This is a genomic window from Paenibacillus beijingensis (assembly GCF_000961095.1).
Classification (GTDB): Bacteria; Bacillota; Bacilli; order Paenibacillales; family Paenibacillaceae; genus Paenibacillus_O; species Paenibacillus_O beijingensis.
The window spans coordinates 292,903-312,528 of sequence record NZ_CP011058.1 but is presented as its reverse complement, the minus strand read 5'-3'; the positions used below and the strand labels follow the sequence as shown (position 1 = coordinate 312,528).

Below are 19,626 nucleotides of genomic sequence, written 5' to 3'. Positions count from 1 at the left end.
TTTCGCTGCAGCGTTTTGCGGGAGTCAGGACGGAAGCTTGACCGTTTCGACGATGCGTTTGGCCGGCTCCGCAAAGAAGAAATGGACAAGCTCGTCGAGGTTTGGCCAAGGCATTTCCGTCACATAAAGAATACCGAGGTAAAGCATAGGCAAAATGAGCGCACCGTAAGCGAGACGGTCCCGTAAGCATGCCTGCTTCCATTTCGAAAAGTCATAGGCCACCATCGCAGTAAACAATAGCAGAAGATAAACGATACTTGCTGACACGGTTATTCTCCGCCTTTCGAGAACGGGGTACCGACGTTCATCCCTGAGTTCAGCACTTTCACGTCTGCATGGACTTCAAACCGGATTTCGGCAAAACGTTCGTTCCAATCAGGCTTCAACTGTTTCCATAACCCGGGATTTTTTTTATATAGTTTATCGCCAATTCCTAACACATCCACTTTTCTCTTCTGAAAAACCGATATCGCTTTCCGTAAATTGCGCTCCACGCTTTTTTCAATGTTCTCCTCAAAACGTTTTTCATCTTCTTCGGTTTTCAAGGTGGAACAGCGGAGCTCGCCGACCGCTCCTTTGATTTTAGTCATTACTCGGACGGTGATTTCGTTTTTCTTGACCGTAGGCGTTAATTTTGTGTTCAATAACATGATCTCTAACGATTCCTTGGTCTTCATCTTTTCTTCGGTTGCGCCGGTACAGGGGAATTCAATAATCCCGCTTTTATATTTGTTGGTCAGCATCAATAATTGTTCGGAAATTGTCGGCGTCAAGATGCTCCCTGCTACCTTTCCTTTTTTTAGCACAGCGATCCCTTCCACAGAAATTTTTTTCGGCGAATTGTTGCTATTTATATAAGGGACTACAGCGACGCCCGTTTCGCTTTTTAATTGAATAGCGAGATCGTGCAGCCGGGTTAATGATGTCTTTGCTGTAAAGCGGGCAGAGTTTTCTTCCATTTTCCGCAATTGTTGCCCGATTGTATGTTCAATATACGGTTTTATATTCAAAATGTCGCTCGCCTTTCCTTTGGCAATCAACACGCTGACGGTCGCCCTCGGTTCATGATTCCGCGAGAACATATCGAGAACTTCTCCGACTTTTCGTTTCCTTGCCAGTTCTTCACCGATGAGAATGACTCGCATATGATCCCATTTGGTTTTGCGTCCCAACTGGGTGTTGACATCACGATCGGCTTCGAAGACGGTGTCGCCTTTTGTCTTGATACTGAACGCTGAGTCTCCCCCTCCCGATTTTCCGGCTGGCCCGCCGCCTTCCCCGCCTCTGGCCGGTTTATAAAGATGTGATGTAAATTCAATCTTCCCTTCTTCGTTCTGATCGATCGCAACCGCTTGGACATACCCGAATTCCGTCAATTCCGCTTTGTCCCAGCACCCGGTAAACAGGAATAATGACAAAATCGAAAGTGTGAATGCCGCGAACGATCTCATGATGTCGTCTTCCTTTCACCTGTCTTTTTATGTTTATGCCGGTTTCGCGGAGAGTGAAGGAGGATTTTTTTGGGTATCAAGATGAACACATCCCGCAGCTGATTGATTTCAAGAGGTGCCATCATCGCCAAATAAGGTTGGCCGAGCGAACGCATGCAGGTCAGATGCAGTAGTGACAGCAGGAAACCGATCATGACCCCGAGCCCCCCGAACGTAGCCGCGAGAACCATTAGAGGAAACCGCAAAATACGGATTGAGATGGCCATACTGTATTGAGGTAGCGAAAAGGAGGCGATCCCGGTTAAGGCAACGACAATGACCATTACGGGAGATGCGATTTTGGCTTGGATCGCAGCCTGCCCGATCACGAGCGCTCCGACGATGCTGACGGCGGAGCCGATCGGCCGCGGCAAACGAATCCCGGCTTCCCGAAGCAATTCAAAGAAAAATTCCATAATGAACGCTTCCACCAAGGCCGGAAACGGAATCCCTTCCCGTGTATCGAGGATCGCCAGCAGCAGAACGGTCGGAATCAGCTCGGAGTGGAAGGTGGTTAACGCGATATACGTACTTGGCAGCATCAGCGCCATGAAGAACGCCCCGACCCTGAGCAAACGGATTAACGATGAAAAAAACCATCTGTGGTAATAATCTTCGCTTGTTGAAAAAAACTCAAAAAAAAGACCCGGGCAAATCAAGATCGTCGGCGTGCCGCTCACCAAAGCGATAATTTTTCCGTCGAGCAGGGCGGCAACAGCGGTATCCGGCCGTTCCGTATAACGAACTTGCGGAAAGGGGGAATAGGCTGACTCCCCGATCCATTCCTCCAAATAAGACGTTTCCAATATTTCTTCCTTGTCGATGTCCGATATCCGCCGTTTGAACTCGATTAACGTTTCCGGATTGACGGCTCCGTCCAGATAACCGAAGGAGATGGTCCTTTGGCTTTCCTCTCCTGCCGTAAGAAATTCGAATTTAAGCCGAGGAGATTTCAGCAAGCTTCGAATTAAGCCGATGTTACTGCTGAGGTCCTCAATCGTACTCAGGTGAGGGCCCTGTACGACTGGCTCCGTGATCGGTTCGGTAATCGCCCGCTGCGCCAGACCAAGCGCATTATAGCTAAGCGCTTTATTCCACTGATTAAAGAAGATGACAAGGTTCCCGTCCAAAATTTGCTGAACGGCTAGACCGAAATCATCTATAACCCTTGCCGAGTGGGCAGATACCCCGTTCTTTGTAAAAAAGTGCATCACATCTTCGGGAGTGACTGTCGTTGCCGGCCCGATTTCATGTGTGACCAGATCCTGCAGGGATTCTTTCATATAATTCACTTTTTTGGTTTGGACCAGTGTATCAAAATAAACAGAGAATGCCGTTTGTTCAAGCTCCGGGCCATAGCTCCAAGGAAGAATGGTAAGATCTGTACAGTCGATAAACGTATCCTCGATCCGCTTCAGATTGTCCGGCAAATTTGTCGAAATCGGCAGTTTGCTTGATTCTTCGGACTGCTGTTTCGTCATATTGTCGGAAACACCCCCTGATAACGGGTTGAGCGAACGCTGCTTATTGAACTGCTGTTTCCGCATCGTTGATCACTCCCCATATAGCTAATCATGGAAATATTTCTGTTATTTTCCCCACGCAAGGGACTCATATTCATATTGGGCAGAGAGAAACTGCAGATCTTTATACTTTTTTTAGAATTGATTTAGAGGCGCTTTAGACCTGACGGTTATGATGAATTACAGAAAGCTTTGGCAAGATCCGCTAGGAGGTGAGACAGATATCGAAACATATAGCTGCCGGAAGCTTTCGAATAATTCACGTTGGAGGCAATGAATCAATGAGAAAAAAATGGTTGACGGCGGGAGCCGCTTTCGGGATCGGCGCGGTAATGCTGGTTGTCAGCGGAGTTTCCGCAATGGCAAATACATCCGGATATGATGCGTACAAAGCAGCGATGAACAATACGAAAACGGCACAGAGCGTGACGGCGAATGTGGACATGACCGTTACCGATAACGGAACGAAGGTGCTTGCGGGCACAGCGGACATCAAGCTGAACAAACCATCGAATACCGGAAGTATAGCCGCAACTTTTGGCGACGGATCTCAAACGCACTCCACCAATGTGTATAGGCAAGATGGAAACGTCATTATCAAAAGCAGCGAAGATGAAATCTATCGGGTGATGAAACAAAACGATCCGGAATGGCAGCATGATGGGGCGATGCCGAATCCTCCCAAGGCGGTGGAGCAACTGTTCGATGCGTTGACGGGCAACATCAAGGAACTTGCGACAGTGGAAAGTGAACCGGATGGAGGCAAGCAAGCTTCGCTGCATCTTTCGGGAAGCCAGATTCCAGCAGTTGTAAACGCACTCGGCAGCTTGGCCGTTTCCAAGGCTGACGAACATCACAACGGTTCATTCACGTCTCCCGATAAGAAAGTGAACCTTCCGGAGCTGACGGACAATATTAAAGTCGAGAAAATCAATTTGGATGCCAGCATCAGCCCGGATAACCTGCTTGAGCAGCAAACGGCGGAGATCAACATTTCCGGTACGGATGACTCCGGCAAAGCTCATGTTCTCGTCATCCGGCTTCACGTCGATTTTTCCGGAATTAACGAAACGACCCCGGAGAGGATCGACTTAACGGGAAAACAAACGGTGGAAATCCAGAATGACGGAACGAAGCGCGGCTGGCATCATTAAGCGCGGGGGGCAACCGGACAGCGATGCTGTCCGATTGCTCACCAATGAAGCGAACCTAGTTCGAAAGGAGCGATCGAACGTTGACTCTATTGGAAATAAACGAAGTTACCAAGCTGTATAAAAACGGCCGCGGGGTCCGAAATGTCAGTTTTGATCTGTCTCGGGGAGATATTTTCGGATTGATCGGCCCTAACGGCACAGGCAAAACAACGCTGTTAAAAATGATCATGGGATTAATTCGGCCCGATCAGGGAAGCATACGCATCTTCGGGCATAGCGTGACGGAATCTTACGAACAAGCCATTGCACAGGTAGGCTGCATTATTGAAACAGCCGATGCCTATGACTATATGAGCGCGTACGATAACCTGAAGCTGTCGGCCCGTTTTTATCCTGATCTTGCAAAGACCAGAATCGACCAGGTTCTCGAGTTGGTCGGTCTTGCCCCATATAAGAAGGAACGGGTGAGAGGCTATTCGCTCGGCATGAAGCAGCGATTGGCGCTGGCCTCTGCATTGCTTTCGAATCCGCAGTTGGTCATTTTGGATGAACCGACCAATGGTCTCGATATTGAAGGAATGGTCGAAGTCCGCCATACAATCCGGCAGCTGGCTCTCGGACAGGGCATTACATTCCTCATTTCCAGCCATTTGATCCACGACTTGGGCATGATCGCAAACCGCATCGGGATCATGAATAACGGCAGCCTGATCCGTCTTGGGCAAGTGAGTGAATTGTTACCCGATGAGACGACCCTCGAGCAGTATGTCGTGACGCAAATTCAAACGGCGAAGGATGCGAATGCTTATGCATAGTTTAGTTGCAAATGTGCGGAATGAAATGGAAAAACTGTGGAAACGGCGCAGAACGAAAGCATTTTTGTTGCTTACCGTTCTCCTTCCGGCCCTATCTGCCGTACTGCTTGCTACGTTGCAAAATAATATAGGCGTTTTCGGCGGGCTTGGAAGCGATCTCCCGATGATGATGCTCGGACTGTTCACGTTCGCCTTGCTTCCGTTGTTTCTGTTTATGAGCGCAGCGGACAGTTTTTCCGGCGAAGCGGCAGCGCGCACATTGAAGCTCGTACTTGTCCGTCCGATCTCCCGTACCAAAGTGTTCGCATCGAAAGTGGCGGCGATCGCGTTTTATATTGCCGTTCATCTCGGTGTGCTTTGGATGGCTTCCGTCCTTTCGGGATGGTTTGTGCCGGGAGGAGATATGACCGGAGGTTTGCCGGATAGCCTGATTGCCTACTCGGCAGCTTTTGTGCCTATGACGGCGATCGGATTAATTGCGGTATTCATCGCGCAGTGCTTCAGCAACACCTCCGGCGTCATCACACTGAACATCATCATCTATGCGGCGGCCAAAATTTTACCGTTCATTTACCCGCAAGTTTCGTTGTGGTCCGTCTTTTCTTATACGAATTGGTACGTGCTTTTGGTCGGAGACGGGATATCGGTTCAAAAAGGGCTCAATATGTCCGTTCTGCTTCTTTCTTATTGTATAATGGCTTATACGGCGGGGTCGATGCTGTTCGACCGAAAACAGTTGTAATGCTCCGCCGGTTAGCTTTTGCTTTCGAAGCGGCTGCCGCTTCGAAATGCATGAAGGAGATTGGTTCATGTCCATCAAGATGAGACTTTTGCTTTCCTATATCGCCATGACATTCATTCCGGTCATCTTGTTTGCTCTTATTGCCGCAACGCTCGCTTCCCTATTTTTTAAAGAAACAGCAGGAACTGCGGACGGGAATGCGATGCCGCCCTGGGAAACGTCGAGTAATCGGAATGAACTTATTGCCGGCGTCAAGTTTATGGCGCGCATAGAACCCGACCGCTTTACGGACAGCAGTTTTCTGACAAACATGGACGAACAGCTGAACCAGGTGCAGGCGGGGCTTGTTGTCGTAAGGGATGAGAGGATGACGTACGTCTCTCCTTTTGTCGACAGTCCCGATCTTTACAATCAGCTCCAGCGAGTGCTGGCGGATCCGGATCAATACCGATGGGGGAAAATATCGGGCAGCCGGTTTGTGGTCGAAGGTTACGATATCAGGTTCAGCGATCGCAGCACCGGCACGGTCTATGTTCTCTCGGATATAAACCTGCTCTTCGAAAAGGCAAAAACGTTTTTGCCACTGCTCGTGCTCTCTCTGCTCGTTGTCATTGCTTTAACGAATGGCATTTTGACTTTTCTCGTTTCCCGCAGTCTTATCAGACCTTTGTACACGCTGAAACACGCCGCGGAACAAATTAAAGAGGGAAATCTCGATCATGCGGTGAATTTGAAACAAAAAGACGAAATCGGACAGCTCGGCGCGGCGTTTGAAGAAATGCGCGGCCGATTGAACGAGTCGATCCGTCTTCAACAGCAATATGAAGAGAACCGCAAAGAACTGATCTCCAACATTTCCCATGATCTGAAAACGCCGATTACCGGAATCAAAGCATGCGTCGAAGGCATTCAGGACGGCATCGCCGGCACCGGTGCGAAGCGGGAAAAATATATGGATATGATCTCGAAAAAAACGGAAGAAATGGACCGGTTGATCGACGAATTGATGCTGTTTTCCAAACTCGATTTGAACCGGCTCCCGTTTCATTTGGAACCGATCGACCTTGCCGCTTATTTGCGCGACAGCGTCGAAGAACTGAGCCTGGACCCGCAAATGGAAGGAACCGGGATTACGTTCTCCGGTGCCGGCAGCGGAGCGGTTTCCGTTATGGCCGACCGTGAAAAGCTGCGCAGAGTCATCATGAATATTATCGATAACAGCTTGAAATATATGAACAAGGAACAGAATGCGATCCGTGTGGAATTGACCGACGGCATGGCGGAAGCAACGGTGCATATCCGGGACAATGGACCGGGGATCGAAAGCGCGGCGCTGCCGCATATATTCGACCGCTTTTACCGGGCGGATCCTTCCAGAAGCACAGCAACGGGAGGCAGCGGGATCGGGCTTGCGATTGTGAAACAAATCGTAGAAGGGCAAGGCGGCAGAGTGTGGGCGGAAAGCCGGATGGGAGAAGGGACCGGCATTTATTTTACGTTGCCAAAGACTGAACGCGGCGGTGAGCAGGGATGAAACGAATATTGATCATCGAAGACGAGCAGGTCATTGTAGAAGTGGAAAAAGACTATTTGGAAGCAAGCGGCTTTGCGGTGGAGACTGCGGCCACCGGTGACGTCGGTCTTCATAAGGCGCTTGAAGAGGAATTTGATCTTATCATCCTCGATCTGATGCTGCCGAAAACGGACGGATTCGAAATATGCAGGCGAGTCCGCCAAGTGAAAAACATTCCGATCCTGATGATTTCCGCAAAAAAGGAAGAAATCGATAAAATACGCGGTCTCGGACTTGGTGCGGACGATTATATGACCAAACCGTTCAGCGTCGGCGAACTGGTCGCCCGGGTGAAAGCGCATCTTGCCCGTTACGACCGCTTAATGACGGATAACAGGTTGAAGCGGGAGCAAGAGGTCCGAATTCGGGGAATTCGCATCGATAAGCTGTCGCGAAAAGTGTTCGTGAACGAAACGGAGGTTCCGCTAACTTCCAAGGAATATGATCTACTGCTGTTTCTGGCGGCACATCCGAACCGGGTGTTCGGCAAAGACGAGCTGTTTGAAAAAATATGGGGTCTGGATGCTTTGGGCGACAACGCCACGGTGACCGTTCATATCAGCAAGCTGAGGGAGAAAATCGAAGCGGATCCGTCCAAGCCGCAATATATCGAGACGATTTGGGGCGTCGGGTACCGGTTGAATTTATAGTTTGCAAGGACATCAAATCAGTATATTAAGCGTTTGAAGCGACTGTTCACGTGCCGGTGGAGGTCGTTTTTTTGTTGTGCGCTTATTTCAATGGTTCCACTATTGAAAAATTTATAGTAGTGAAAAGTAAGTTTATGTTAACTATATTGACAATTTATGTAACGGGTAGTATATTTGTTAACATTGAATGGAAATGCAGAAAATGGATTTCATTCAATAATTCGACTGGAAAGGCTTGCTCCGATTGCTGTTCAGCAGAAATTGTCGCTCATATGCTCTACATTTTCGCATAACGCTTCTCATTCCATTCTAACGTAGAAACAGTCCATATGAATTAATATTTATGCATTCTTAGATTATTTGGCAGGAAACTTTACATCACTATACAAATCCCTTCCACTTCGAGGCAGGGAGGGCTGTTGATTACAATTATTCTCTACCATTTACCGTTCCGGCCATCCGAGGATAGCGCCAATCTGCTTGATTCTACCATTTATTTTATTTAATTATTTACATATTTATTCATATAAATAAGGTTATATACACTATAATTATATTTATAATTGACAATAAAGTTGGCAAATGATATAAAACTTAACATTGAGAAATTTGTTTAAGGTAGTTACATAATGTTGGTTTTACCTAAATTTATATAGAATGGGAGTCGTTGTTTCATGGCGAAAAGATTCAAGCAACCGATCTTCATCCTGTTTGCCCTCCTGCTTGCATTCAGCACATTGCTGGCGGCTTGCAGCAGCAACAAGAATGAAGGACAGCAGTCAAGCAGTGGGGAAGGGCAGACAAGCACTGAACAGACCCAAACCACCGAAGAGCCGAAGGAGCCGCAAGAATTCCGCTTCACGCTGGCAAGCGATCCGCCAAGCCTGGATCCCGCTACGATGACAGACGCTCAGTCCAGCATTGTAGCCGCAGGTATATATGAAGGGCTTACGCGCTTGAATTCGAACGGTGAACCGGAACCGGCCATCGCCAAGGAATGGAAGTCATCCGATGACGGCAAAACCTATACGTTCACGCTGCGCGATGATGCGAAATGGAGTAATGGCGACAGTGTTACCGCGAGCGATTTCGTCTATTCTTGGGAGCGCGCATTGAAGCCTGAGACAGCTTCCGAGTACGCATATTTTCTTTACTACATCGAGAACGCCGAGAAATATAACAAGGGAGAATTGAAGGACGCGAGTCAGCTTGGCATCAAAGCGCTGGACGACCATACATTGGAAGTCAAATTGACGGGACCGACACCGTATTTCGTCAGCCTGATCTCGCACTACACGTACTTCCCGGTGCATAAAGCAACTGTGGAAGCGAAGCCGGAATGGGCTGCTGAAGCGAGCACGATTGTGACGAACGGACCGTTCCTCCTGAAAGAATGGGCGCATGCTGACAAATTAGTACTGGAGAAAAATCCGGATTATTTCAATGCGGACAAGGTGAAATTCGACAAGGTTACGATTTCGCTCGTCGAAGACGACAATACGGTTTACAACATGTTTGAGACGGACAAAATCGACTGGATCGGAGCTCAAGCGGGATCGGTGCCGACCGATTTGACGGCCAAATTGATCGGGGAAGGCAAAGCGGATGTCAAACCGGTGGCCTCTGTTTACTACTACGTATTCAATACGCAGAAAGCGCCGTTTGACAATGTGAAAATCCGCAAGGCGTTTTCGATGTCCATTAATCGTCAATCCATTATTGACAACGTAACGCAAGCAAACCAACAACCTGCCTACGGATTTGTTCCGCCGAGCATCGCAGGTGCCGACGGCAAAGCGTACCGCGAAATGTATCCTGACAACTACTTCCAGGAAAACGTAGAGGAAGCGAAGAAGCTGCTTGCCGAAGGGCTGGCGGAGAAAGGGCTCAGCAAACTGCCGGAGATTACGCTGCTGTACAATACAAGCGAAGGCCACAAGAAAATTGCTGAAGCGATTGTTGACATGTGGCGCACCAACCTCGGCGTCGAAGTGAAACTGGCCAACCAGGAGTTTGGTACGTTCCTGGAAACGAGGGACGCGGGACAGTTCGATATCGCCCGTGCCGGATGGGGAGCCGACTTCAACCATCCGATCAATTTCACGTACGACCTGTTTTATCCAACGTCCGGCAATAACGACGGGAAGTACAACAATCCGGAAGTTGGTAAGCTGCTCGACGAGTCGCTGAAAACGACGGATATCAAGAAAGGTCTGGATCTGATTTCCCAAGCGGAGAAAATTACGTTTGCGGATGATATGGGCGCATTGCCGATCTACTATTATACGACGGTAACAATGGTTAAAGACGGCTTCCAGGACGTCGTTTCGGATTATGCGGGACACATCGACTGGGTGTTCGGCAGCAAGAAATAGACCGCTCCTTATAGTCAGCAATTAACTTAGACAGCTTTGTTTCCAAAAGGTATATATAGTGATCACGCTATATATACCTTTTGGAATTTAAACAGAATGAAAGTGGGTGATCGATTGGTCCGCTACCTTACAAGCAAGTTTTTGTATATGCTTTTGTCGCTTTTTATTTTGGCCAGCGCCACCTTTGTCCTGATGAACGCGGTTCCCGGAAGTCCATTGCAATCGGAGAAGGCAACGAGCGCGCAAGTACAGAAAAATTTGGAAGCGTACTACGGTTTAGATAAACCGCTTATAATTCAGTATGGGACATACATGAAAAATTTGCTGCAGGGCGATATGGGCATTTCCATGAAGAAAAAATTTCAATCCGTCGATAAGATGATTGCGAGCTCATTCGGCTATTCGCTTAGACTCGGCATAACGGCCATCATTACTTCCGTCGTTGTCGGCTGTTTGCTCGGGATTCTCGCGGCGATGTACCACCGGAAATTGATCGATAATATCGCCATGATCATCGCGGTCATCGGATTAGCCATTCCCAGCATGGTATTGGCTCCTCTAATGCAATATTTTCTTGCGGTCAAGGTGAGAATTTTTGAAGTGGCGGGCTTGAACGGTCCAATGGACTATGTGTTGCCAACGATTGCCCTTGCATCCGGGCCGATTGCGTTTATTGCGAGATTGCTTCGAGCGACGATGATCGAAGTGCTGCATGCGGATTTCATCAAAACAGCCAAATCCAAAGGACTTTCCGGATATGTGATTGTCATGCGGCACGCGCTGCGCAACTCGATGCTGCCTGTTGTCACATATTTAGGTTATCTTACGGCGGGGATCATTACGGGATCGGTCGTTATTGAAAAGATTTTTGCGATCCCCGGCATCGGAAAGTATTTTGTTCAAAGTGTCATAGATAGAGATTACCCGCTTATTATGGGTATCACGATATTTTATGCCGTCATTCTGATGGCAACCCGATTTTTGGCGGATATTGCTTATGTGCTGGTTGATCCGCGTATACGAATATCCGGTGGAAAGGCTGGGAAATAAAACATGTCGATTCAATTGAACGAGCGTTCGGTCAACCATCCGACGCCCGATATGTTTCAGAAGATCCGGAAGGACTCGGCCGGCTCGGAAGAAATTGTACGGAAGAGCTTGACCGCTTGGCAGGATATCAGAATGCGGTTAGTGAGCAATAAACTCGCGATGTGCGGCTTCTGGATCATTGCCGCCATCGTGGTATGTGCGATATTTGTCCCGATCCTTTCCCCGCACGACCATTTTACGAATGATTTGGCGAGCAAAAATCAGCTTCCGAGCTGGGCTCACTGGTTCGGAACGGACGATTTGGGACGGGATATGCTCGAGCGGACATGGAAAGGCGCGCAAATATCGTTGTTTGTAGGCGTGACAGCCGCCTTAATCGATCTGGTTATCGGCATCATCTATGGTGGCATAATGGGCTTTTACGGCGGGAAAGTAGACGAGGTAATGAACCGGATCGCGGAAATTTTGTACTCGCTGCCGCATCTGCTCGTCGTCATCCTGCTGCTCGTTGTCATGGAACCGAGCCTCACGACCATCATTGTCGCCATGTCCATTACGGGTTGGATCAAGATGGCGTGGATTGTGCGTGGACAGATCATGCAATTGAAAAATCAAGAGTATGCACTGGCTTCCAGAGCGCTGGGAGCGGGCAACATGCGCATTATTTTTCGTCATCTCATACCGAATGCGATGGGACCGATCCTGGTCACGCTGACATTAACCGTTCCCGGAGCAATTTTCTCTGAAGCTTTTCTAAGCTTTCTCGGGCTGGGCGTCCAATCGCCGGTTGCTTCATGGGGAACGATGATCGATGACGGAACGAAAGCGCTGCTCATTTATCCATGGCGGCTTCTGTTCCCGGCTTTCTTTTTAAGCCTGACGATCTTTGCGTTTAATGTATTCGGGGACGGTCTGCGGGATGCGTTCGATCCGAAATTAAGAAAATGACAGCCAGTTTAGCACAGAGGAGGTCGTTACGAAAGATGAAGCCGTTATTGGAAGTTAAAAATTTGAGCGTATCCTTCGATGTGTACAGCGGCGAAGTACAAGCGATCCGCAACATCAGCTTCGAAATAAAGAAGGGGGAAGCTGTTGCGATTGTCGGCGAATCCGGATCGGGAAAGAGTGTAACGGCGCAATCCATCATGCGTTTAAATCCGTCTCCTCCCAGCAGAATCAAAAATGGTTCCGTTTTGTTTGAAGGTCAGGACTTGCTGACGCTGACGGAGAAAGAGATGCATGAGGTGCGCGGCAACAAAATCGGCATGATCTTTCAAGATCCGATGACTTCGCTTAACCCTACTATGACGGTAGGCGACCAGATTATGGAGGGCTTGACCAAACATCAGCAGGTACGTTCTGCAGAGGCGAAAGCCCGAGCGATTGAGATGCTTTCTCTTGTGGGCATTCCCAATCCGGAAGCGCGCATCAAACAATATCCGCATCAGTTCTCCGGAGGCATGCGCCAAAGGGTGATGATTGCGATTGCCCTGGCGTGCAATCCTTCCCTGCTTATAGCAGATGAACCGACGACGGCGCTCGACGTGACGATTCAGGCGCAAATTATGCGCGTGATGAAGGAGCTGCAGCAGAAAATGGGCACCTCCATTATTCTGATTACGCATGATCTCGGTGTTGTCGCGGACGTTTGCGATCGCGTTATCGTGATGTACGCGGGGAAGATTGTAGAGGCGGGAACCAAGTGGGAAATATTCCGGAACCCGCAGCATCCTTATACCCGCGGTTTGCTTCGTTCCTTGCCGCGTTTGGACCAGAAGAAAGACGAACCGCTGATTCCAATCCACGGCACACCGCCGGATCTAATAAAGCCGCCTGCAGGCTGCGGCTTCTGCGCCCGCTGCGACGAAGCAATGAGAATATGCGTCGATAACGATCCTGCGCTGCATGGGATAGAGGGAAGTGATTCCCATGCTGCAGCTTGCTGGACGCTGCATCCATATGCGGGTCGGGAGGTGTCCGTGTGAGTGCTCCGTTAATCGAAGTAAAGGATTTGCGCAAGTTTTTCAGCCTTGGCGGCGGGAAAGTGCTGAAAGCCGTCAATGATATCAACTTTACGATCGCATCCGGAGAGACTGTAGGTGTCGTAGGCGAATCCGGCTGCGGGAAATCGACGGCCGGACGCACGATGATGCGCCTGTATGAACCGACCGGTGGCGGAATGACGTTCCAAGGCAAGGATGTCTATAAACTGCGCGGTGCGGAAATGAAGGCGCTGCGCCGCAATATGCAGATGATCTTTCAGGATCCTTACGCTTCGCTCAATCCCCGCATGACGGTCACCGATATTATCGGTGAAGCGATTGATATTCATAACCTGGCAGGCAGCCGTACCGAGCGCAAGCGCAAAGTTGAAGGCTTGCTGGATCTGGTCGGACTGAACCCCGAGCACGCAACTCGTTATCCGCATGAATTCTCCGGCGGCCAGCGGCAGCGGATCGGCATTGCCCGCGCGCTTGCAGTCGATCCAAAATTCATTATCGCCGATGAGCCAATCTCCGCGTTGGACGTTTCCATTCAGGCTCAGGTCGTCAATTTGATGCAAGATCTGCAGCGGCGGATGGGCCTGACTTATCTGTTCATTGCACATGACTTGTCCATGGTGAAGCACATCAGCGACCGGGTTGCGGTCATGTATCTGGGCAAGATCGTTGAACTGGCGGAAAGCGGCGAGCTGTACGATAACCCGCGGCATCCTTACACAAAAGCACTGCTGTCCGCAATCCCGATTCCGGATCCGGAGGTGGAAGCAACCCGCGAGCGGATTGTGCTGAAAGGTGATTTGCCGAGTCCGATCAATCCGCCGCAGGGATGTCAGTTCCATACCCGCTGCCCGGTTGCAACGGAGAAGTGCAGGGCGGAGGAGCCAAAGCTGCTGGAGGTGGGCAAGGGCCATTTTGCCGCTTGCCATTATGCTTAAGTTGGGAAGTCCCTCAACGTGGTGAATGCTGTGAGTTTATTTAAAGTTGTATCAATATAAACGCCTGTATCAGGAAGAGGTCCGCACGTCAAAAGTTGCGGGCCTCTTTGTGAGTTCCCTTGTCGTTCAGAGGTTGCACTCAGACGCGCAGCCGTATCGTTGGCACTTTTTTTTGTAAGAACATATGTTTTGTTTTGTGGTAAAATGTAGGACAAGGGGGTGAAACAATACGTGCAAAATGTTGGTTCAAATCCCAAAAAGGAGCGATAACGATGACAAAAGAGCTTTGGATTAATCTTCCTGTGAAGGATCTGATGAAGTCAAAGGAGTTTTTCGCCAAGCTCGGCTTTTCTTTTCATCCGAGGCATAGCAACAGCGATGAAGCCGCAGGGCTCGTGATCGGGGAGAAAAATATTATGGTCATGCTGTTTCCGGAATCCACGTTCAAAAAATTTACGAGAAATGAAATTGCAGATACAAAGCAAGCAACCGAAGTATTGCTTTCCATTGATGCGGAGAGCAGAGAAGAAGTCGATGAAATGGTGCGGAAAGCGGTAGAAGCAGGCGGCACAGCTTATAGCGAGCCGTCCGGTCAGGGCTGGATGTACGGCGCAGGTTTTACGGATTTGGATGGTCACCGGTGGAATGTTTTGTATATGGATATGAGTAAGATGCCGGAGTAAGACATGGGATCCGCCGCATATCGATAATCTTCCAAAGCCGATTGAAACCAACTTGAAGGTTGTCCGTATGTAGATGTACCGGGCAACACACCTGGACTACATATCTATTCAGGAGGTTTCAAACATGGGATTGTTTGATATGTTCAAAGGCGATAAAGCAACGGAAGGCATGACACCGCACTTCGCATTCGCGACGTCACTTCTCTATATGATGCAGTCCGACGGCGAAATGGACAACGAGGAAATAGGCCAGTTGCTGGCGGTGCTCGGCGGAGAATCCAAGGGCGGCGTAATCGGCGTCGGCGCGAATAACCGGGCTCTGCTGGACCGCGCTCTGAAGTATATCCGTACGAATTCCATCGACGCCTTCCTGAAGGAAGCAGCTCCGGTCTTGACCGATGCGCAAAAAATGTGTATCCTCGTCAACCTTGTCGACTCCTCGCTTGCCGACGGCGAGCCGGAGCGTCAAGAGCAGGAGCTGTTTGCGAAGTTCCTGTCGGCGTTCAACATTTCGGAAGAACGCTTCACGCCGTTCTTTGAAGTGATCGTGCTGAAGAACGACCGTTCCGTGTTCCTCAACGAAAACCATCCGAAGAACCAGCCAGGCTACCAAGTCAGCCTCGGCGTATAAGATAGGGACTGTCAGTCCGGGCCCGGGAGCGATTCGTTCGCTTCCGGGCTTTGCTGTATCCTGTATTTTCAAAACAAATCCGGCTATAATATGGTTTGCGATAACAATCACAATAAGAGAGTGTGGGGGCTCGAGCGTGAATTCGAAGAATAGCGTGATCACAAAATTAAATATAAATAAATACCCTGCGAAGCTGATCCTGAATAAGCCGGATGATATCGACGATTTCAATGAGCTGGAATTTGACACGGTCTTTACTAACGGAAAATATGATTTCATTTTTATTTTTATCTTTACTCTCGAGCAGCTTAGTCACTATTTGCAGCACGTAATTGTTAAACAAGCAATCGTTGACAACGGCTACTTGTACTTTGCTTATCCCAAAAAAAATAACCCGAAATACAACGAATACATTGACCGCGACAGCTTCATTCAACATATCCCTGCAGACGAGGAGGGGTACGTGATGAACAGCAGCTTGAAATTTTCAAGGATGGTCAGTCTGGATGAGGTGTTCACAGTTGTCGGTCTGAAATCGCAGGCGAAAAAAGGGAAGCAAGCGGCCAGCACCAAGAGCAGTCAATGTGTTGACGATTATATCGAGCATGTTGCTAGCATCAGCAATTATTTGAACGATGATCCGGACATATTTAAAATCTATGCTAAACTAACGCCCGGTTACCAGAAAGATTGGGCCCGTTACGTTTACAGCGCCAAAAGAAGCGAAACACAAGAGAAACGATTAGCCGAGATGAAGGCGATTTTAGCCGAGGGATATAAGTCGATCGATTTGTATCGAAGAAGAGTGCAGTAAAGCATTGCTCATTCAAACGCATCAATAGAACACGCCACTATACGGCGTGTTTTTCTGTTTTTGAGGAGCGTCAGTTCCGGAAATTGGCTGTTGATCCTGTCAAGATTAAGCTGGAAAAATTGCTCGTATCCAAAAATGAGTGCAGCAGCCGATGAGGCTGTGTTTTTTGTTATGGAGAGTACTTCGGGAACTTTATACTTTTTTTAGAATTGATTAAGAGGCGTTTTAGACATGACCGTTATGATGATATTCAGAAGGCTGAGGTAAATCCTGCGAGGAGGTGATGGGATTGGTAAAGCTGGCTGTAAACGGGAGAAGGTGGCTGCTCACGCTCCATTTGTTGTTCGTGGCAATTATGTTCGGAGTGGCGATCGTCTTTCTGATACTAAGCATCACGGCGGCAAATACGAACGATGAAGGCGTGTTAAAAGCATGTTATGCCAGTATGCATCTGCTTGCCGAGACGTCTGTTCGGGCTTCGACAATCGGCGCTTTGGTTACCGGCATATTACTGTCTGTGCTGACACAGTGGGGGCTATTTAGGTTTTATTGGATTATCGTCAAGGAAGGGCTGACGATCCTCGCCATCGTATTAGGACCGGTCGGCATGTATTTCTGGACGCTCAAAGCGGTTACGATGACATCGGCGGAAGGGTTGGGCGCTCTTCAAAATCCGTCATTCCATGTGAACAGCGGTCAGCTGTGGACCGGAATTATTCTGCAGATCCTTTCGATTGCGGCGATGTTCGTCATTTCGGTCTTCAAACCGTGGGGATCGCGAACACAGAAAAAGCGCCCAGAAAATTAAACAATCATCCGGGCCGCCGGTTGGGCGGCCCTTCTGCCCTCGCCGAACAGCTCTCGCCTGAACTAAGCCCCGGTTATTATCAGTCATTTACTCCATTTGATTCTTTTCTTTCTCTTGCATTTGCTGCAAATAGTCATCCAGTTGATTGAGCCTCTCGTCCCAAATAAGGCGAAAGGACTGCAGCCAAGTGTCCAGCTCATTAAAAGACTGGGGCCGAAGCTTGTAAATCCGCATCTGGGCAACCGGCTGCACATCGACAAGGCCTGCATCGCTAAGCACCCGAAGATGTTTGGAAACTTTCGGTTGATGAAGCTGAAGCCGTTCGGCGATTTCCCCGACCGGACGAGGACCGTCCCGCAACATTTCGACGATGTGAAAGCGGATTGGCTCCGCCAGAGCACTTAGAGTCGTTGTGATCATAACGAATCCACTCCAATCGAATATTTAAAGCATTAGGCACTTTGCCTGTGCAGCTTTAATGCGCGCGATGCTGCCGATATCAACCATGCGCCGTACGCTGCCATTAGAAGCCGATTGGGCCATCCGATTAACACGTCCGGACCGAATTTACCTCCGCTTCCCGGCAGCATGACGGCTAAAGTCAACAGCATCAACAACAGGCATATCCAGATCAGGTTGGACATCCATAGAATCGATCGCCGTGCAGGGGACCAGGATGGGGCGCGAGTCAAACTCCGGCTTATGAGTATAGCTGCAATTGTAAGGCCGGGGTTGCCGATCATGGACGCCAACCCATGAAGATTGCCATGCGTTGTCAAGGAATCCTTGCTTGCCGTTATCGGATCAATGGTAAAGAAGGCTGCAGCGGCAATAGCGGCTGCACTGATCAGCAGCAAAGTCAGCCCGACATAGCCGCCGGCAGTCCTTATTTGCGACCGGATTGCGACGAATAAGGCGGCGCAGCTTACCGATAAGGAAAGAAAAGCGACCGTCATGACCCAGCCATTACGCCCGATCGCATATTCGCTGACCATACGCCACGAAGGATCAAACTCCGGTTTTATAACGTGCAGAGCGGCAAGTAATACCAGGAACAAAACGGCAGACGCCCATGAAAGCCGAGCAGCCGTTTGTGAGATCTGCGTCTCAGGCTTTGTTGTAACAGCTTGCATAATAAACCCTCCTAGCAAAGTTTTTGCGAAGCAAAAACACTTCGTAAGCATAAGCTAGAAAACAATGAATGGTTTACAGGGAACTGGACGCCTGCTTTAATAGCTTTGTTAACAATTCGTCATCAACCGTTTGACCGTTGCGGAATTTAATCGTCTTTCTTTCGGGAGGGCCATCAAACAAACCTTCCGGCAATTCGAGTTCTGCGGCGTTAAAGATCGTAAAGCTTACGGTATCCTTTGCTGTCGAGATCACAGCTGCATATTTGCCGTTCTTCAAAAAATGAGGTTTGCGGTATTGGATCCGCTCCTCTACATCGGGAATCGATTGGTGCACGATTTGTCGAAGCTGGCTGCCGATATTGACTTGCCACGATTGATTTACATTGTTAATAAAGTCGGTAACTTCCTGATTCATCGAATCTCCTCTTTCGTTTGAATTGGATTTAGCGGGAAAAGTACGATTTTAACGCCGGCGCAAGGACCTTCATCGATACGTTGTGGGTTTGATCTTTCAGCATTAGAGATTCTCCGTTCGGGAGGATGCTCGCGACTTCTTGTACTGCTTGCCGCAGCACCGCCTGACTTTTTTCACCGCCGATCACAAGCGTTGGCACGTTGACGGAAGCGATCCTTTTGGCCGGCAGCGAGTAGTCTCCCATGACAGCAGCGTCATATGGCAGCGTGTGCGCTACGGCTCTGAATCTTGCCCAGAACGGCATGACGCGCATAATTGCGATCGCGATGCCGGGAGCGCCCATATTGCGGAGGAAAAATTTGACGGCGTCATCTCGGCGGTTTGCAGCGATCATCTTTCTGAGCTGCTCTTCATGATCCGCCGGAGGCGCAGGCGGATTGTCGCCAACCATGAACGGCGGTTCATAAAGGGCGAGCTTTGTGATATTTAAACCGCTTGCTGCCGCATCGAGCGCAAGTGCTGCGCCGGAGGACATCCCCCACACATAGGCTGACCCTCCGCCAGCACCGTCGATGACGGCTTGAAGATCTTCAACCTCTCGAGCAACGGCGTAAGAATGAGTGTCTCCGCTGTTGCCGCGACCCCGCCGGTCGTAATTGATGACGGTGTAGTCCGTCGCGAGCAGCCCGGCAAGTTTAACAAATCCGGGAAACGAACGGTAGCTCATCGCGCCGCCCACCAAGATAAGAGCCGGCCCCTGACCTGTTTGGTCATAGGCGATTGCAGTGCCGTCTTTCGAAATGACTCTTTTCATCGAATTCTCCTTAGACGA

The 19,626-nt window shown here is 49.3% G+C and carries 21 protein-coding genes; 14 read left to right on the top strand and 7 right to left on the bottom strand.

Translation table 11 applies throughout. The features are described 5' to 3' along the window. Positions 1–24: 24 nt before the first annotated feature. From VN24_RS01480 to VN24_RS01470, 3 genes are read right to left on the bottom strand one after another with little or no spacing between them, the layout of a single operon-like run. On the bottom strand, positions 25–267 hold the full coding sequence (locus tag VN24_RS01480) for a hypothetical protein (protein ID WP_045668974.1): 243 nt from the start codon (positions 265–267) through the stop codon (positions 25–27). A gap of 2 nt (positions 268–269) precedes the next feature. Then, positions 270–1,451 carry a Ger(x)C family spore germination protein gene (locus VN24_RS01475; RefSeq protein ID WP_045668973.1) on the bottom strand — a complete coding sequence of 394 codons (1,182 nt, stop codon included), beginning with the start codon at positions 1,449–1,451 and terminating at the stop codon, positions 270–272. Further along, a complete protein-coding gene (locus VN24_RS01470; protein WP_082083564.1) occupies positions 1,448–3,037 on the bottom strand; it encodes a spore germination protein in 1,590 nt (529 codons plus the stop codon). Before VN24_RS01470 ends, VN24_RS01475 begins: the two co-directional genes overlap by 4 nt. A 257-nt stretch (positions 3,038–3,294) precedes the next feature. Between VN24_RS01470 and VN24_RS01465 the strand changes: the two genes are divergently transcribed. The 14 genes from VN24_RS01465 to VN24_RS01400 all read left to right on the top strand — a co-directional run bounded on the left by VN24_RS01465 (position 3,295) and on the right by VN24_RS01400 (position 17,246). Further along, a complete protein-coding gene (locus VN24_RS01465) occupies positions 3,295–4,167 on the top strand; it encodes a hypothetical protein (protein WP_045668972.1) in 873 nt (290 codons plus the stop codon). 80 nt (positions 4,168–4,247) lie between these two features. Next, entirely contained in the window at positions 4,248–4,982 is a 735-nt protein-coding gene (locus VN24_RS01460; protein ID WP_045668971.1) for an ABC transporter ATP-binding protein, read from the top strand. Then, positions 4,975–5,724 carry an ABC transporter permease gene (locus VN24_RS01455; RefSeq protein ID WP_045668970.1) on the top strand — a complete coding sequence of 250 codons (750 nt, stop codon included), beginning with the start codon at positions 4,975–4,977 and terminating at the stop codon, positions 5,722–5,724. Before VN24_RS01460 ends, VN24_RS01455 begins: the two co-directional genes overlap by 8 nt. Before the next feature lie 67 nt (positions 5,725–5,791). Next, positions 5,792–7,258 carry a sensor histidine kinase gene (locus VN24_RS01450; RefSeq protein WP_045668969.1) on the top strand — a complete coding sequence of 489 codons (1,467 nt, stop codon included), beginning with the start codon at positions 5,792–5,794 and terminating at the stop codon, positions 7,256–7,258. Then, positions 7,255–7,947, top strand: a complete 693-nt coding sequence (locus tag VN24_RS01445; RefSeq protein ID WP_045668968.1) for a response regulator transcription factor — start codon at positions 7,255–7,257, stop codon at positions 7,945–7,947. Before VN24_RS01450 ends, VN24_RS01445 begins: the two co-directional genes overlap by 4 nt. Before the next feature lie 674 nt (positions 7,948–8,621). Further along, the gene (locus tag VN24_RS01440; protein ID WP_045668967.1) at positions 8,622–10,322 is read left to right on the top strand and encodes a peptide ABC transporter substrate-binding protein; all 1,701 of its coding nucleotides are present in this window, start codon (positions 8,622–8,624) and stop codon (positions 10,320–10,322) included. 114 nt (positions 10,323–10,436) lie between these two features. Further along, positions 10,437–11,372 (top strand): ABC transporter permease, encoded by a 936-nt coding sequence (locus VN24_RS01435; RefSeq protein WP_045668966.1) that lies wholly within the window; start codon positions 10,437–10,439, stop codon positions 11,370–11,372. Positions 11,373–11,375: 3 nt separating this feature from the next. Beyond that, a complete protein-coding gene (locus tag VN24_RS01430) occupies positions 11,376–12,320 on the top strand; it encodes an ABC transporter permease (protein ID WP_045668965.1) in 945 nt (314 codons plus the stop codon). Positions 12,321–12,355: 35 nt separating this feature from the next. After that, a complete protein-coding gene (locus tag VN24_RS01425) occupies positions 12,356–13,357 on the top strand; it encodes an ABC transporter ATP-binding protein (RefSeq protein ID WP_045668964.1) in 1,002 nt (333 codons plus the stop codon). Further along, positions 13,354–14,310, top strand: a complete 957-nt coding sequence (locus VN24_RS01420; protein ID WP_045668963.1) for an ABC transporter ATP-binding protein — start codon at positions 13,354–13,356, stop codon at positions 14,308–14,310. The genes VN24_RS01425 and VN24_RS01420 overlap by 4 nt, the downstream gene beginning before the upstream one ends. A gap of 272 nt (positions 14,311–14,582) precedes the next feature. Continuing rightward, entirely contained in the window at positions 14,583–14,993 is a 411-nt protein-coding gene (locus VN24_RS01415; RefSeq protein WP_045668962.1) for a VOC family protein, read from the top strand. Positions 14,994–15,117: 124 nt separating this feature from the next. Further along, a complete protein-coding gene (locus tag VN24_RS01410; protein ID WP_045668961.1) occupies positions 15,118–15,624 on the top strand; it encodes a tellurite resistance TerB family protein in 507 nt (168 codons plus the stop codon). A gap of 136 nt (positions 15,625–15,760) precedes the next feature. Continuing rightward, positions 15,761–16,438, top strand: a complete 678-nt coding sequence (locus VN24_RS01405) for a YdeI/OmpD-associated family protein (protein WP_045668960.1) — start codon at positions 15,761–15,763, stop codon at positions 16,436–16,438. 289 nt (positions 16,439–16,727) lie between these two features. After that, a complete protein-coding gene (locus VN24_RS01400; protein ID WP_045668959.1) occupies positions 16,728–17,246 on the top strand; it encodes a hypothetical protein in 519 nt (172 codons plus the stop codon). Between the two features lie 87 nt (positions 17,247–17,333). On the opposite strand, the gene VN24_RS01395 is transcribed toward VN24_RS01400, so the two are convergent. From VN24_RS01395 to VN24_RS01380, 4 genes are all read right to left on the bottom strand, one after another. Further along, on the bottom strand, positions 17,334–17,666 hold the full coding sequence (locus tag VN24_RS01395; protein ID WP_045668958.1) for an ArsR/SmtB family transcription factor: 333 nt from the start codon (positions 17,664–17,666) through the stop codon (positions 17,334–17,336). 32 nt (positions 17,667–17,698) lie between these two features. After that, the gene (locus VN24_RS01390) at positions 17,699–18,379 is read right to left on the bottom strand and encodes a DUF998 domain-containing protein (protein WP_045668957.1); all 681 of its coding nucleotides are present in this window, start codon (positions 18,377–18,379) and stop codon (positions 17,699–17,701) included. A 73-nt stretch (positions 18,380–18,452) separates the two neighbouring features. Beyond that, the gene (locus VN24_RS01385) at positions 18,453–18,794 is read right to left on the bottom strand and encodes a DUF1801 domain-containing protein (protein ID WP_045668956.1); all 342 of its coding nucleotides are present in this window, start codon (positions 18,792–18,794) and stop codon (positions 18,453–18,455) included. Positions 18,795–18,822: 28 nt separating this feature from the next. Continuing rightward, a complete protein-coding gene (locus VN24_RS01380; RefSeq protein WP_045668955.1) occupies positions 18,823–19,608 on the bottom strand; it encodes an alpha/beta fold hydrolase in 786 nt (261 codons plus the stop codon). Positions 19,609–19,626 lie beyond the last annotated feature (18 nt).